The 14,172-nt window shown below is 71.7% G+C and carries 16 protein-coding genes and 1 tRNA gene; 9 read left to right on the top strand and 8 right to left on the bottom strand.

Features of this window, described 5'->3' with window-relative positions; genetic code table 11:
• The first annotated feature begins 102 nt into the window (after nucleotides 1-102).
• From ACFYX0_RS11880 to ACFYX0_RS11870, 3 genes are all read left to right on the top strand, one after another.
• Nucleotides 103-939, top strand: coding sequence for an SUKH-4 family immunity protein (locus tag ACFYX0_RS11880; protein WP_388969426.1), 837 nt, complete (start codon nucleotides 103-105; stop codon nucleotides 937-939).
• A 110-nt stretch (nucleotides 940-1,049) separates the two neighbouring features.
• Entirely contained in the window at nucleotides 1,050-1,262 is a 213-nt protein-coding gene (locus ACFYX0_RS11875; RefSeq protein WP_355904430.1) for a cold-shock protein, read from the top strand.
• A gap of 213 nt (nucleotides 1,263-1,475) precedes the next feature.
• On the top strand, nucleotides 1,476-1,862 hold the full coding sequence (locus ACFYX0_RS11870; protein WP_388969537.1) for a hypothetical protein: 387 nt from the start codon (nucleotides 1,476-1,478) through the stop codon (nucleotides 1,860-1,862).
• On the opposite strand, the gene ACFYX0_RS11865 is transcribed toward ACFYX0_RS11870, so the two are convergent.
• The 5 genes from ACFYX0_RS11865 to ACFYX0_RS11845 all read right to left on the bottom strand — a co-directional run bounded on the left by ACFYX0_RS11865 (nucleotide 1,859) and on the right by ACFYX0_RS11845 (nucleotide 3,698).
• Nucleotides 1,859-2,173: a transposase gene (locus tag ACFYX0_RS11865; RefSeq protein ID WP_388969535.1), complete on the bottom strand. Its 315-nt coding sequence runs from the start codon at nucleotides 2,171-2,173 to the stop codon at nucleotides 1,859-1,861. The genes ACFYX0_RS11870 and ACFYX0_RS11865 overlap by 4 nt on opposite strands.
• Before the next feature lie 39 nt (nucleotides 2,174-2,212).
• Entirely contained in the window at nucleotides 2,213-2,707 is a 495-nt protein-coding gene (locus tag ACFYX0_RS11860; RefSeq protein ID WP_388969533.1) for a YoaK family protein, read from the bottom strand.
• Nucleotides 2,632-2,967, bottom strand: a complete 336-nt coding sequence (locus ACFYX0_RS11855) for a DUF1275 family protein (RefSeq protein WP_388969424.1) — start codon at nucleotides 2,965-2,967, stop codon at nucleotides 2,632-2,634. Before ACFYX0_RS11855 ends, ACFYX0_RS11860 begins: the two co-directional genes overlap by 76 nt.
• Before the next feature lie 96 nt (nucleotides 2,968-3,063).
• Entirely contained in the window at nucleotides 3,064-3,426 is a 363-nt protein-coding gene (locus ACFYX0_RS11850; RefSeq protein ID WP_388969422.1) for a hypothetical protein, read from the bottom strand.
• 200 nt (nucleotides 3,427-3,626) lie between these two features.
• Nucleotides 3,627-3,698, bottom strand: a tRNA-Cys gene (locus ACFYX0_RS11845).
• A gap of 233 nt (nucleotides 3,699-3,931) precedes the next feature.
• Here ACFYX0_RS11845 and ACFYX0_RS11840 point away from each other — a divergent pair.
• From ACFYX0_RS11840 to ACFYX0_RS11830, 3 genes are all read left to right on the top strand, one after another.
• A complete protein-coding gene (locus ACFYX0_RS11840; protein ID WP_388969420.1) occupies nucleotides 3,932-5,371 on the top strand; it encodes an MFS transporter in 1,440 nt (479 codons plus the stop codon).
• Between the two features lie 182 nt (nucleotides 5,372-5,553).
• Nucleotides 5,554-7,371: a DEAD/DEAH box helicase gene (locus tag ACFYX0_RS11835; protein ID WP_355904612.1), complete on the top strand. Its 1,818-nt coding sequence runs from the start codon at nucleotides 5,554-5,556 to the stop codon at nucleotides 7,369-7,371.
• 391 nt (nucleotides 7,372-7,762) lie between these two features.
• Entirely contained in the window at nucleotides 7,763-8,404 is a 642-nt protein-coding gene (locus ACFYX0_RS11830) for a helix-turn-helix domain-containing protein (RefSeq protein ID WP_311692330.1), read from the top strand.
• A 12-nt stretch (nucleotides 8,405-8,416) separates the two neighbouring features.
• Here ACFYX0_RS11830 and ACFYX0_RS11825 read toward each other — a convergent pair whose 3' ends face one another.
• Nucleotides 8,417-9,949, bottom strand: a complete 1,533-nt coding sequence (locus tag ACFYX0_RS11825) for a PucR family transcriptional regulator (RefSeq protein ID WP_388969417.1) — start codon at nucleotides 9,947-9,949, stop codon at nucleotides 8,417-8,419.
• A gap of 103 nt (nucleotides 9,950-10,052) precedes the next feature.
• Here ACFYX0_RS11825 and ACFYX0_RS11820 point away from each other — a divergent pair, with 103 nt between their 5' ends.
• The 3 genes from ACFYX0_RS11820 to ACFYX0_RS11810 all read left to right on the top strand — a co-directional run bounded on the left by ACFYX0_RS11820 (nucleotide 10,053) and on the right by ACFYX0_RS11810 (nucleotide 12,995).
• Nucleotides 10,053-10,967: a chorismate synthase gene (locus ACFYX0_RS11820; RefSeq protein ID WP_388969415.1), complete on the top strand. Its 915-nt coding sequence runs from the start codon at nucleotides 10,053-10,055 to the stop codon at nucleotides 10,965-10,967.
• The gene (gene menC, locus ACFYX0_RS11815; RefSeq protein ID WP_388969413.1) at nucleotides 10,964-12,073 is read left to right on the top strand and encodes an o-succinylbenzoate synthase; all 1,110 of its coding nucleotides are present in this window, start codon (nucleotides 10,964-10,966) and stop codon (nucleotides 12,071-12,073) included. The genes ACFYX0_RS11820 and menC overlap by 4 nt, the downstream gene beginning before the upstream one ends.
• A 133-nt stretch (nucleotides 12,074-12,206) precedes the next feature.
• Nucleotides 12,207-12,995, top strand: a complete 789-nt coding sequence (locus tag ACFYX0_RS11810) for a S16 family serine protease (protein ID WP_388969411.1) — start codon at nucleotides 12,207-12,209, stop codon at nucleotides 12,993-12,995.
• Nucleotides 12,996-13,119: 124 nt separating this feature from the next.
• Here the strand turns inward: ACFYX0_RS11810 and ACFYX0_RS11805 are convergent, their stop codons facing one another.
• Together ACFYX0_RS11805 and ACFYX0_RS11800 are read right to left on the bottom strand one after the other, a co-directional pair.
• Nucleotides 13,120-13,311, bottom strand: a complete 192-nt coding sequence (locus ACFYX0_RS11805) for a hypothetical protein (protein ID WP_388969409.1) — start codon at nucleotides 13,309-13,311, stop codon at nucleotides 13,120-13,122.
• A 12-nt stretch (nucleotides 13,312-13,323) separates the two neighbouring features.
• Nucleotides 13,324-13,911, bottom strand: a complete 588-nt coding sequence (locus ACFYX0_RS11800; protein WP_388969407.1) for an ArsR/SmtB family transcription factor — start codon at nucleotides 13,909-13,911, stop codon at nucleotides 13,324-13,326.
• Between the last annotated feature and the right edge of the window lie 261 nt (nucleotides 13,912-14,172).

Below are 14,172 nucleotides of genomic sequence, written 5' to 3'. Positions count from 1 at the left end.
AGTGGGGCGGCGTAGGGTTCTTCGCGTTGGGGGAGAGCCGTCCGGCGGGAGCATGTGTCCTGTCCGCGGACGCCCTGGGCACGACGCACGCGGGGGGAAGCAATGGGCACGACCGAAGCCGGTGGCGTGATCACGCTGACCGAGGCGTACCTGCATGTGACGTACACGGGAACGCCGCACCTGCCGACCGGAGCCCTGCGCGAGCAGCCCGTGCTGCGCCGGGTCGCCGAACTGGTCGACGACGCGGAGAAGCTGGTCGCGGAGCTGCGCGACCAGCTGGTCATAGGGGCGCTGCGCACCCTCGACCGCGACCTGGAGCGCCTGCTGCTCGACGATGCCACGGGCCGGGTCTCCACGGCGCGGGCCTTCCCGGGCCACCCCGGCCTGATGGATCTCTCCCCGCTCGCCGGAGAGGCCCCCGCGTGCCACTGGAGGACGACCGCGCTGCTCCGCCCGCTCGCCCGGATCGCGCGGCCCGGCACGGGGCTCCGGCTGGACCTTCCGCCGCGTCTGCTGGACGAGGAGTTCGGCTCCGCCGCGATCATGCGCTTCGAGGACATCGACTTCCCCCGCACCCTCACGCACGAGCCGACCCGCCGCTTCCTGAGCGAAACGGGCCTGCCGGAGCACGGGTACTGGTACGAGCTGGACATGGACGTGCCCCTGCAGACCCTGGCCGAGTACTGCGCGGAGGAGAGCGGCATCCCCGCGGACCGGCTCCCGGAGGGTGCGGACCGCCTGATACGCCTCGGTCGTCTGCTGGAGGACACGAGCCTGGTCGTCGACGGCGCCACCGGAGAGCTGCTGTGCTGGAGCGAGCCCGACACGGCCCTGAGCCCGCTGAAGGCGGACGTCTCCACCCTGGCGTTCACGGTCTGGCTGGTGCACCGCGAGAAGACACTCGACACGAAGCGCGACGGCGTGACCCAGAACAGCTGAGAGAAAGCCGGCCGTCACAGGCTGCGCCCTCAGCCTTTCCTCAGCAGGGATGATCAACTCGTTGGGCTCCCTCTACGCCCGACCGATGCGCGTGAATCGAAGGAGTGGACATGTCTGAGCGACAGAGCGGCACCGTCAAGTGGTTCAGCGAAGAGAAGGGGTTCGGCTTCATCACCCCAGAAAGCGGCCCCGACCTCTTCGTGCACTTCAGGGCGATCCGGGGGTCAGGATTCAAGAGCCTCAGGGAAGGCCAGAAGGTGACCTTCGTTGCGGTGCAGGGCCAGAAGGGCATGCAGGCGGACGAGGTCATCGCGGAGGAATAGGCCGCCGAACCAATGGTGTGGCAGAGCGCACCCTCGGTCCGGAGCCGACTCGGCTCCGGACCGACCCCGGCACAGCCCAATCCGCCGAGCTGCCTGGCTTCCTGAGGGAGCGAATCCTCTACTGAGGGTTGATGCGTGATGTCGCCGGGGACTCACGTCCTCGTCTCGATGGCGAGGGGAAAATCTGTATCTCTTGACACCTTGTTGGTGATCATGCGCATCTTCCGTACCTACGCCCGCGCCTACGCCGACGACCTGGATGCGGTGCTGGCACCGCTCACCACGGTTGCGGGTGAGCCGATCAGCACCCGCTTCACAATGCCGAACGGCTTGGAGTTGGCCACGGTCGGCCGCCTTTTGGTGGTGGCGGGCGATGAGCGAGTACTGGAGCCCTACAGGGCGACAGTGGCTACGCTCATCATCGATGACCTCGACGAGTGCCGGGCGCTGCTCAACCGGACCGGAGCGCAGATTGTGCGCGGTCCGCAGGCCGTTCCCACCGGCAGGAACCTGACTGCCAAGCTGCCAGGTGGCGTCCAGATCGAATACGTGGAATGGGACGAGGCCCAGTGGGAACGTGCCGGAGGCCGACCAGCCTAGGGACTCTCCTTCCTGAGTCCGGTGCCGGCGAGGCATCCGTCGACGAGAGCGGGCCGGTACTGGATCTGCCGGAGCCCTTGCCGAAGGGTGCGCATCAGGTGGGCGGGGTCGGTGAAGGCGGTGTTGGCCTGGCAGCGGCGGCGGAGCAGGGACCAGATGCCTTCGACTGGGTTGAGCTGCGGCGCGTAGGGCGGCAGGTAGTGGTCGGTGATCCAGTCCTGGGCGTCGATGAACGCACGTAAGCGGCGGTCGCGATGGACGTTGAGGTTGTCCCATATCACTACGAGGGAGGGCCTGCGCGTCGCTGTCAGCCGGGTGCCGGCTTTGACGCCACCGCGGTCGTTGTTCTGTCAGGCGTCGTCTGGCCGGGAAGCGCACTGCCGAGAGGCCCCCACCGCGACAGCCACGGCGATGGCGGCGCACAATCCTAGCGCCGGAGTACTGTGACCGACCCGGACGACCGCCGTGCCGAGCAGCGCTCCGGCGATCAGGGACACGACGCTGAAGGTCAGGCGCAGCGAGGCGACCCGTCCTTCGCGCTCGCGTCGCCCCGAGACCAGCGCGATCACCGTGCCGGTCATGACCGTGGTCGTCAGCTCGTTCACCCCCATCCGCCGGGCCAGCCCGTTCTGCCCGCCCATCGCCACTGCAGCGACGGCCAGCACCGCGTACCGGATCGCGCCGACGGGCTTCCCGGCGGCGACCGCGCACAGGCCGGTCGTCACCACGAGCAGGGCGGCCTGCCCGATCAGCCCGTCGCGCAGCAGCATCAGCCGCCCTGGCCGCCGAGCCGCGAGCAGGCGGCAGCCCTCGACCCCGAGGACGAAGCCGCCGAGCGGGACCAGCGCCGCGGTGAGCGAGAGTCGGGCGTGGCGAGCAGTCCGATGCCGATGAAGACCAGGTTGCCGGTCATGTTCGCCACGAATACGTGACCGAGGTCGATCACGCTGGTCGCGTCGATCACACCGCTGAGCATGGTCAGCGTCAGCAACAGGACGGGGAGCCGATCGTGGTCCGGTCCGCCGAGCACCGCGCGGAACGCGTCCGTCGTCAGGCTCGACGAGGCGCCGGGGTCGTCCGCCGACCCTGGCCTGTCATCAGCCACAGCGGATCCGGTTCCTTTCGGACCGCCGCGACGCGGCCGTGAACAACTCCCACAGGCCGTCCGGCGCCAGACACGCCGAAAGCAAAGCCCCGAAATCTAGGCTCTGATTGGCAAGCAGGTCCGTTCCGAGTTGACGACCAACGACGGCACACAGGTGACGACGGCGCGCCGGACCGTCGCCACGTCGAGCGCAAGACTCGTGCCGAAGCGACGGCCGTCATACGCGAATTGGAAAGGTCTCGCACGTAATTGCTCGATCAAGGCTTGGACGGCTTCCGTGCTGGCCGCGGATCCGGTCAGCTCCACCCGCTTGCCGTCGACCTCCACCAATACGGAGGTTTCTCTCGGCCGCGGGAAGACGCTGCATACGACGCTGCGTGCTGCATCGCTGGCAGCCGTGATCACGCCTGCCCCCGCCGCCACTGCAACCGTCATGATCAAATCGACCGCCGCCCGCACCCGCGCCTCCCCGTGTGTGTCGGGTCGCCTACCCATAGGTGCCGACTCAGATCCCGCTCATCAGACAACTAGTCTGAAGGCGGATCGAAGATTCGGGTCGGCCGGTGATGCGATTGAGACGGAAACTGAGACGGACGGACCGAAGGGGCGGCACCCCGCATGGGATGCCGCCCCTTCGTCTTGCCTGGTCAGGCATATAGAGACCGTGGCGGGAATCGAACCCGCGTAACTCGCTTTGCAGGCGAGTCCCTCAACCACTCGGGCACACGGTCGGGAGCCGGTGCGGAGTTGCTGGTGCGTGTTCCGGACCGACACAGGGACCGTAGGGCGCGGCGATCGGCGGGCTCAAGAGAAGCGCGGGTGCCGCAACGGGACCGCCATACGCCGCAACGGGACTGCCATACCCCGTTCATCAACCGGGCTCGGCGGCCCTAGGACCAAGGTCCGAGGTGATCAGCGACTCGGGACAGGAGCCAATGCGCTCCGAGCCCCTTACTCTGGCCGCATGGCAGCCCTGGAACCCCGCGACGCCGACGTCGTCCCTTCCGTCCCGCCGGTCGAATCCGTCGGTGTGCTGAGCCGGTCGTACCGGGCGCTCAGTGTCGGCATCGTCTCGGTCGTCGTGCTCATCGCCTTCGAGGCGACGGCCGTCGGCACCGCGATGCCGGTCGCGGCGCGGGAGCTGGACGGGCTGTCGCTGTACGCCTTCGCGTTCTCCGGGTACTTCACCACCAGCCTCCTGGGCATGGTGCTCGCGGGCCAGTGGTCGGACCGTAATGGCCCCCTCGCCTCGCTGACCTGCGGTATCGCCGCGTTCGCCACCGGGTTGCTGCTGTCCGGCACGGCCGGGGCGATGTGGCTGTTCATCCTGGGGCGGGCGGTTCAGGGGCTCGGCGGCGGCCTGGTCATCGTCGCCCTGTACGTCGTGGTCGGCCGCGCCTACCCGGAGCGCCTGCGACCGGCGATCATGGCTGCGTTCGCGGCGGGCTGGGTGGTGCCGACGGTGGTCGGCCCCCTGGCGGCGGGCGCGGTGACCGAACAGCTCGGCTGGCGCTGGGTGTTCATCGGCATTCCGGTGCTGGTGGTGTTCCCGCTGGCCCTCGCGCTGCCGCAGATACGGCGCCGGGCGGGCGGCCCCGCGAAGGAGGCCGTCGCCGCCCCTTTCGACGCCCGCCGCATCCGTCTCGCCTTCGGTATCTCGTTCGGCGCCGGGCTGCTGCAGTACGCCGCCCAGGATCTGCGCTGGGTCTCGCTCGTCCCCGGCGTCGCGGGCGCCGCGCTGCTCGTCCCGTCGGCCCTCCGGCTGCTTCCCCGCGGCACCTACCGGGCGGCACGCGGACTGCCGTCCGTGGTGCTGCTGCGGGGAGTGGCGGCGGGTGCCTTCGTCTCGGCGGAGAGCTTCATCCCGCTCATGCTCGTCACCGAGCGCGGGCTGTCGCCGACGCTGGCCGGCTTCTCCCTCGCGGCGAGCGGCGGAAGCTGGGCCCTCGGGTCGTATCTCCAGTCGAGGCCGCGCCTGGAGGCGTACCGGGACCGGCTGATGAGCCTGGGCATGATCGTGGTCGCGCTCGCGATCGTGACGGCGCCCAGTGTGCTGGTGCACGCCGTGCCGGTGTGGATCGTCGCCGTCGCCTGGGGGTTCGGCTGCTTCGGCATGGGCCTGGTGATCTCCTCGACCAGCGTGCTGCTGCTGAAGCTGTCGCGCCCCGAGGAGGCGGGCGCCAACTCGGCCGCCCTGCAGATCTCCGACGGTCTGTCCAACGTCGTCCTGCTCGCCGCGGGCGGCGCCGCGTTCGCCTCGCTCGGCGGCGGCACGGTCGCCCCCACGGCCGCCGGGACGGCCGCCGGCGGCTCCCATCCGGCCGCCTTCGCCGCGGTGTTCCTGCCGATGGCGGTGGTCGCCCTGGTGGGGGCCTGGGTGGCGACCCGGCTGCACGAACGGTGATCCACCGGGGCCGTACTCCGTGATCTGTGACCCCTGTCGCACCATGACCGGATGCGGCGCCGTCGGCCCCGGGGGCGGGTGAGCACACCGGTAGGGTGGCCCGGTTGTCATACGTAGCCGAGCCGCCCCAGACCCCCATCGAACCGGAGACCGTGACTACCTCCCGCCCGACAGCCGCCACCCTGGACGGCGAGCCGTCCAGGCCCGCCACCGCTTCCGCCACCGGCTCCTCGCACCATCTCTCGCCCGCCTTCCCCGGCCGCGCCCCCTGGGGCACCGCCAGCAAGCTGCGTGCCTGGCAGCAGGGGGCGATGGAGAAGTACGTCCAGGAGCAGCCGCGTGACTTCCTCGCCGTCGCCACCCCCGGCGCCGGCAAGACGACCTTCGCGCTGACGCTCGCGTCCTGGCTGCTGCACCACCATGTCGTGCAGCAGGTCACCGTGGTCGCGCCGACCGAGCATCTGAAGAAGCAGTGGGCGGAGGCGGCCGCGCGGATCGGGATCAAGCTCGACCCCGAGTACAGCGCGGGACCGCTCGGCCGGGAGTACCACGGGGTCGCCGTCACCTACGCGGGCGTCGGCGTTCGGCCCATGCTGCACCGCAACCGCGTGGAGCAGCGCAAGACGCTCGTCATCCTCGACGAGATCCACCACGCCGGCGACTCCAAGTCCTGGGGTGAGGCGTGCCTGGAGGCGTTCGAGCCCGCGACCCGCCGCCTCGCCCTGACCGGTACGCCGTTCCGGTCCGACACCAACCCCATCCCCTTCGTGGCGTACGAGGAGGGGAACGACGGGATCCGGCGGTCCGCCGCCGACTACACCTACGGATACGGGTCCGCGCTCGCCGACGGGGTCGTGCGGCCGGTCATCTTCCTCTCCTACAGCGGCAACATGCGCTGGCGCACCAAGGCGGGCGACGAGATCGCGGCCCGGCTCGGCGAGCCCATGACCAAGGACGCCGTCAGCCAGGCCTGGCGCACCGCCCTGGATCCGCGCGGCGACTGGATGCCGAGCGTGCTGCGCGCCGCCGACCAGCGGCTCACCGAGGTCCGCAAGGCCATCCCGGACGCGGGGGCCCTGGTCATCGCCTCCGACCAGGACTCGGCCCGCTCGTACGCGAAGCTCATCCGGGACATCACCGGGCACAAGGCGACCCTCGTGCTGTCCGACGACACGGGCGCCTCCGACCGCATCGACGAGTTCAGCGGCAACGACGACCGCTGGATGGTCGCGGTCCGCATGGTGTCGGAGGGTGTCGACGTGCCGCGGCTCGCCGTCGGTGTGTATGCGACCACCATCTCCACCCCGCTCTTCTTCGCCCAGGCCGTGGGCCGTTTCGTACGGTCCCGGCGCCGCGGCGAGACCGCCTCCGTGTTCCTCCCCACAGTCCCCGACCTGCTCACCTTCGCCAACGAGATGGAGCGGGAACGCGACCACGTCCTCGACAAGCCGAAGAAGGACGGCGAGGAGGACCCGTACGCCGAGTCCGAGAAGGAGATGGAGGAGGCCAACCGGGAGCAGGACGAGGACACCGGCGAGCAGGACATGCTGCCGTTCGAGGCGCTGGAGTCCGACGCCGTCTTCGACCGGGTCATGTACAACGGCGCCGAGTTCGGCATGCAGGCCCACCCGGGCAGCGAGGAGGAGCAGGACTACCTCGGGATCCCGGGCCTCCTGGAGCCGGAGCAGGTCGAGTTGCTGCTGCAGAAGCGGCAGGCCCGGCAGATCGCGCACAGCCGCAAGAAGCCGGACACGGACGCGGATCTGCTCGAACTGCCCGCCGAACGGCGCCCGGTGGTCACCCACAAGGAGCTGCTGGAACTGCGCAAGCAGCTCAACACGATGGTCGGCGCGTACGTCCACCAGAGCGGCAAGCCGCACGGCGTGATCCACACCGAGCTGCGCCGGGTGTGCGGCGGCCCGCCGAGCGCCGAGTGCACCGCGGGCCAACTGCGCCAGCGGATCGCCAAGGTCCAGGAGTGGGCCACGCGGATGCACTGAGCTGACGCCGTGCCGGGTGCCGGTCGCCGGGGTGCCCGGCAGCGGCACCCTTCGCGTACGTCCCGCCGTACGCCGTGGACGTCTCGCGGGGGGACCGTGTGCATCCCGTCGCGGGCCGCTCATATATCACCGTAAAAGGAACCGATGCGTACCGGCCGTCGATCGGATTCTGGACAGAGCCTTCCGCTCAGCGAACCGTGTCGCTACTGTCCCGCTACACACACGCCCCGTGGCAGCGCCGCCGCGGAGCGCAGCCGTGAAGCGACCGAGCCCGGGGGCCGCCCGGGCCGCCGGCCGATCGGTGGCCTCTGACGCGCGCGTCGCCGGACGGGACCCGGTGACGCATCCGCCGCGAGGGGGCCGCCGTCCTCACCACTAAGGAGTGGGCGTCGTGACCGCGGAGACCTCCCAGACGCTGGACCGGGGCCTCAGAGTCCTCAAACTGCTCGCCGACACGGACCACGGGCTGACGGTCACCGAGCTGTCCACCCGACTGGGGGTCAACCGGACCGTGGTGTACCGATTGCTGGCCACGCTGGAGCAGCACTCCCTGGTCCGCCGCGACTTGGGGGGCCGAGCCCGGGTCGGGCTCGGTGTGCTGCGCCTCGGCCGCCAGGTGCACCCCCTCGTAAGGGAGGCCGCGATGCCCGCACTGCGGGCGCTCGCCGAGGACATCGGCGCGACCGCGCACCTCACCCTGGTCGACGGCGCGGAGGCACTGGCCGTCGCCGTGGTCGAGCCCTCGTGGACCGACTACCACGTGGCGTACCGGGCCGGGTTCCGGCATCCGCTCGACCGGGGAGCCGCGGGCCGGGCGATACTCGCCGCCCGTCGCCAGCAGAGCCCCGAGACCGGCTACACGCTGACCCACGGGGAGTTGGAGACGGGCGCGAGCGGGGCGGCGGCGCCGCTGCTCGGGGTGAACGGGGTCGAGGGCAGTGTGGGGGTCGTCATGCTGTCGGACACGGTGCCGGAGCGGGTGGGGCCGCGGGTGGTGGACGCGGCCCGGGAGGTGGCGGAGGCGCTGCGCTGACGGGCCGCCGGATCAGCGGTCCAGCACCCTCAACTGGAGCCACAGCACCAGCCGTTCGTCCGGATCGTGCACATCGACGCCGAGCTGCCGATGGATCTGCTTGAGGCGGTAGCGGCAGGTGTTGGGGTGTACCCCCAGCCGCTCGGCCGCGCCCGCCATGTCGCACTCGGCCTCGAACCACGCCAGCAGGGTGTGCGCATGGGAGGTGCCGTGCGCGGCGTCGTGGTCCAGCACCGCCCGCCACGCCCCGGCACTCAACTCCCGGCTGTCCCACATCACTTCGGCCAGCCGCAGCAGGGTGATCCGGGGCCGTACCTCGGTCACGCACGCCACCGGCAGCTCCGCTCCGAGCACACGCAGGACCAGGTCTGCGTCGGCCCGGGACGCCGACGCGCCCGCGAGTGAGGGCACCACTTCGCCGAGCCCGGCCCGTACCGGCACCCGCAGCGCCTGCCCGGCCCGCCGCACGATGTCCTCGGCCAGATGCCGGTGCCGCTGCGCGCGTTCGCCGGACCCGGGCAGCAGCGCGTACACGACCCCGTCGACGAGTACGCACGCGTGCCGCCCGTAGCGGGCCTCGCACTGCAGGCGTACGAGGTCCAGCAGCCGCAGCGCGGTCTGTTCGCCGTCCGGCGCGGACGCCGGGGAGTCCGGTACGAACGCGGCGACCCGTACCGCGTCGAGGCCGAGCCGGTGCCCGGCCGCGGCCGGGTCGGCGGTGCCGTCGAGGAGCCGGCGCAGCAGATCGCCGTCCTGGTGCCGGGCCAGATCCCGCGCGGCGCGCGCCCGCAGCAGAAGCAGCGCCGCCGTGGACGCGCCCCGCGTCAGGGCTTCCTCGGCGTCGGGCGCGAGCCGGCCGTCGTCCACGACCCAGAGCGAGCCGAGGGTCTCGCCCCCGGCGCGGACGGCGACGGCGAGCCGGGGCAGCGCACCCGCGAGCGCCGGGAGCCGCACCGGGCCGGGCGCGGCGAAGACCGTCCGGTACTGCTCGGTGTTCTCCGGGCTCCCGGGCACCCGGAGACCGAGGATGCCCTGGCGGCGGTCCTCGTCCGTGGCCTGTCCCGGCACCGTGGAGTAGGCGAGGATCCGCTGCCCCGGATCCTCGATCGTCGTGGCCCCGCCGACCGCCGCGGCCACCGCGTCGGCCAGCGCGAACAGTTCCCCGCGGGCGTCCCCGCCGCCGGTCGCGGGGCGGGCTCCGATCGCCGACGCGAGCAGCAGGTGCACCTGGTGCCAGGCCGCGTCCTCGTCGACCGAGAGCAGGGCGACCCCGGCCGCCTCGGCCTCGGCGACCGGCCCGTCCGTGCCGCGTACGACGACACCGGTCATCCCCGCCGCCGCGGCGGCCCGGGTCAGCGGCCCGGCGTCCGCGCCCGGCACGCCCACCGCGAGCAGCAGGGCGCCGGGCGCCCGGGGGAGCGGGGCGTGGGCGTCGTACAGCAGTGCCTCGGTGACCGGTGCCGACAGTCCGGCGGGCGCGGTGCGCAGCCGCAGGGAGGGCTCGCCGACCACGTCCAGCAGGTCGCCGAGAGTGCCGACGTCCACGGGGTCACGTCCTTCGTATGTTGGCCGATCTCCTCATGAACGTACGCACTCTTTGGCCGCCCGCACAACGCGAGGGCGCGTCGCGGGCCCCGAGACTCGATCCATGACCGCAGAGACGGACCCGACGGACCGGACGGAGCTGTCCGTGGCCCAGGAGCGGGCGGCCCGGCTCGCGGAGGAGTCCGCCCGTGCCGCGGGCGTCCACCTCCGTACCGTCGAGGGCGTGGCCCCTCTCGCCGCCGTGGCCGACTACTTCAGCGACGTCTGGCGCACGCCCCGCAGCTCCCCGCCGCTGCCGGCCGAGGTGCTGCACAGCGTGGTGCACGCGGGCGGGGCCGTGCACGCCGCGTACACCGCCGACGGGGGCCGGCTCGCCGGGGCCTGCGCCGCGGTCTTCGGGCCGCCGGCCGAGGCGGACGCGTACTCCCTGCTGGCGGCGGCCGACCCGGGCCTCGGGCCCGTGGTGAAGCAGGCGCAGCGCGCCTGGCTGCTGGGGCGCGGCGCCCGCACCCTGCGCTGGACCTTCGACCCGCTGGTCGCCCGTAACGCCCGCTTCAACCTGGTGAAGCTGGGCGCGACCGGCACGGAGTACCTGGTCGACTTCTACGGTCCGATGGCCGACGGTGTGAACGACGGCGACGAGAGCGACCGGCTCACGGTGACCTGGGACCTGGTGGCGCCTCGCCACGCGTCCGCACCTGCCTCCGTCACCCCGGCCCCCGACCCGACGCGTACGGGGGAGACCGCCACGGCTCCCGACCCGACTCGAACGGCGGAGACCGCCACGGCCCCCGACGGCGGACCGCTCGCCCGCCGCTCCCTCGACGACCGGACCCTGTGGTGCCGCGTCCCCCACGACGTGGTCGCCCTGCGCGCCACCGACCCGGCGCTCGCGCTGCGCTGGCGGCACGCCGTGCGCGAGGTGTTCACCAAGGCCTTCGCCGAGGGGTTCACGGCCACGGGCATGTCCCGGGACGGCTGGTACACGCTCACCCGCGAGGAGGGGGCCCCGGCATGAGACTGGACCGCGTCGAGATCGTCCATGTGGCGATCCCGCTCGTCACCCCGTTCCGCACCTCCTTCGGGACCATGACCACGAAGGACACCTTCCTGCTCCATGTCGTCACCGACGCCGCCGAGGGCTGGTCGGAGTTCGCGGCCGATCCCGAACCGCGGTACTGCTCCGAGTTTGTGGCCGGCGCGGAGATCGTCCTGCGTGACTTCCTGCTGCCGCGCGCCGCGGCGCTGCCGCACCTCACCACGGCCGCGCTCGCCCCGGCCGTGGCGGGGATCAAGGGACACGAGCTGGCGAAGGCGGCTCTGGAGACGGCGGTCCTGGACGCGGAACTGCGCGCGTACGGCATGTCGCTGGCGACCTATCTGGGCGCGGTACGGGACCGGGTGCCGGCCGGGGTGTCGGTCGGCATCAAGGACTCGGTGCCCGAGCTGCTGGACGACGTCGAGCGCTATCTCGCCGAGGGATATGTGCGGATCAAGCTGAAGATCGAACCGGGCTGGGACGTGGAGCCCGTACGGGCCGTCCGTGAGCGTTTCGGGGAGGCGCTGCCCCTCCAGGTCGATGCGAACACGGCCTACACGCTCGCCGACGCCGAACATCTGCGCAGGCTGGACGAGTTCGGGCTGCTGCTGATCGAGGAGCCGCTGGAGGAGAACAACCTGCACGCCCATGCCCTGCTCCAGCGGCGGATCACCACACCGGTCTGCCTGGACGAGTCCCTGCACTCCGCCCGCGACACCGCCTCCGCGATCGCCCTGGACGCCTGCCGGGTCGTGAACGTGAAGCCCGCGCGAGTCGGCGGCTATCCGGAAGCCCGCCGTGTGCACGACGTGGCGCGGGCGCACGGGGTGCCCGTGTGGTGCGGCGGCATGCTGGAGACGGGCATCGGGCGCGCACCCAATCTGGCCCTGGCCGCCCTGCCGGGCTTCACTCTCCCCGGCGACACCTCGGCGTCCGCCCGCTACTTCGCCGAGGACATCACCGAGCCGTTCGTGCTCCAGGACGGCCATCTGCCGGTGCCCTTCGCACCCGGGATCGGTGTCGCACCCCTCCCGGACGCGCTACGGCGCTTCACCACGGACCGAAGGGATCTCCACCGCGGCTGATCCGCGGCTGACCGGCGCCGGGACCCGCCCGCGGTCGCCCTGACCGCCACCCGGGCCACCCGCCCTCCGGCATGACCGCCGCCCGGTCCGACCGGCACGTGGCCGGAACCCGTCCTCGCGTTAGATTGATCCCGTGCTCTCTCGCCTCTCCCGCCCCAAGGCCGTCGCCATCTGCGCCCTGCCCGTCGTGGCCCTGCTCGCCACGGCGGTGTTCGCGCCGCTGCCGTTCGCCGTGGCGCAGCCCGGTATGACGGCGAACGTCCTCGGCGAGAACAAGGGCGCCCCTGTGATCACGATCAGCGGCGCGCCCATGCGTACGACGACGGGCCAGCTGCGGATGACGACGATCGAGGCGACCGGGCCCGACACCCCCGTGTCCCTCGGCGACGTGATCGACGGCTGGTTCCGCACGGACCGCGCGGTGCTGCCGCGCGACGCGGTGTATCCGAGCGGCAACAGCGTCAAGGAGATCGAGCAGCACAACGCACAGCAGATGCAGCAGTCCCAGGACGCGGCCAGCCGGGCGGCACTGAAGTACCTGCATGTCAGCGAAAAGGACGTCAAGGTCACACTGAAGCTCGCGGACGTCGGCGGCCCCAGCGCGGGCCTGCTGTTCACCCTCGGGATCATCGACAAGCTGGACGGCGACGGCGCCGGCGGCGAGCTCACGGGCGGCCGCACCGTCGCCGGTACGGGCACGATCGACGCCGCCGGCGACGTGGGCGCGGTCGGCGGGGTCGCCCTCAAGGTGCAGGCCGCCCGCCGTGACGGCGCGACGGTCTTCCTGGTCCCGAAGGAGGAGTGCACCGACGCGCGGGCAGAACTCCCCAAGGGTCTGCGCCTGGTCCCGGTGACCACCCTGAACGAGGCGGTCGAGTCGCTGGTGGCCGTGGAGAAGGGCAAGTCCGTACCGAGCTGCTAGGAGGACTCCGTCAGGTCTTCCGGTTCGGGCTGTTCCTAACTAGTAGGGCGTGTTGCGCCCGGAAAGGTTCACCGGCTCGGCAAACCTCCCCGGCCACCGCACTGGACCCGCCGGTACCGGGCCGTCAGACCTGGGGGACGGCGACGCTCCGGGGCGGGGCGACGAGTCGCAGTCCGACCTCGACGAGGGTCCAGCCGAGGCGTACCCGCAGGTCCCGGGGCGGCCTGGCGTCAAGGGCGCGGCCATGGGTGTGTGCCTGGGCCTGGAGTTCGGCGGCGCGGACGCGGTGCAGTGCGAGGTGGATCTCGGAGTGCATCGGCCGTGCCTCTCAGTCCGTGGCGAGGGGGAAGACGTGGGAGTGGATGCGGACCGTCTCCGCGTCGGGGGCGTCCTTGGCGGCGGGCAGGTCGCGGTAGCTCTCCACGAGTGCGTGCACCTTCTGGACGAGTTCCCGGGTGAGTTCCGGGGTAAGTCGTAGGGTCGCGCTGCTCATGTCCGTGCTGCGGCCCCATTCCTCGGACCACTCGTGCCGGGTGCCGAGCCAGGTCGACAGCTCCCGCGCCTGGTTTGTGGCGATTTCGTGGAGATAGAAGTCGGCCGCACCCCGGACGGCCGGGTCGGTGTCCTCGAGCAGGTCGTCGTCGAAGCGCAGGCCCTGAACGGCCGCATGCCACCACCGCTCGCGCCCCTTGCCCTGCTCCGGGGCGTCCTCGACGAAGCCGTGCGTCGCGAGCTGGCGCAGGTGGTAGCTGGTGGCGCCGCTCGACTCGCCCAGTCTCGCGGCGAGTTGGGAGGCGGTGGCGGGGCCGCCGAAGCGCAGGGCGTCCAGCAGGCGCATGCGCAGCGGGTGGGCGAGCCCGCGCAGTGAGCGGGCGTCGAGCTGATGGACACGACGGTCGTCGGGCTGCTCGGTCATGAGTGCAAAGATAGCGTTGCAAAGAAACCCTTGCAACACTTTCTTTGCAAGGGTTTCTTTGTGTGCCGGGCGGCGCGCCCGTCTGTGTCAGGCGATGCTCCGGGGCTCTTCAGGAGCCTCCTGTTCCGCTATGTTGTTACCGCTCCGTAGTTCACGCCTCAACCAGGCATTGCGGCCCCACTCGTGGCATGTGCATGCCCGAAATGGCCCGGGACGCCGCGTCGCGCCCCTTTCGCGCCCCCGCTACCGAAAGCCCTCCAC

This window comes from Streptomyces sp. NPDC002573, assembly GCF_042889625.1.
GTDB classification, from domain to species: Bacteria; Actinomycetota; Actinomycetes; order Streptomycetales; family Streptomycetaceae; genus Streptomyces; species Streptomyces gibsoniae.
This window is presented reverse-complemented; position numbering and strand designations above follow the sequence as displayed.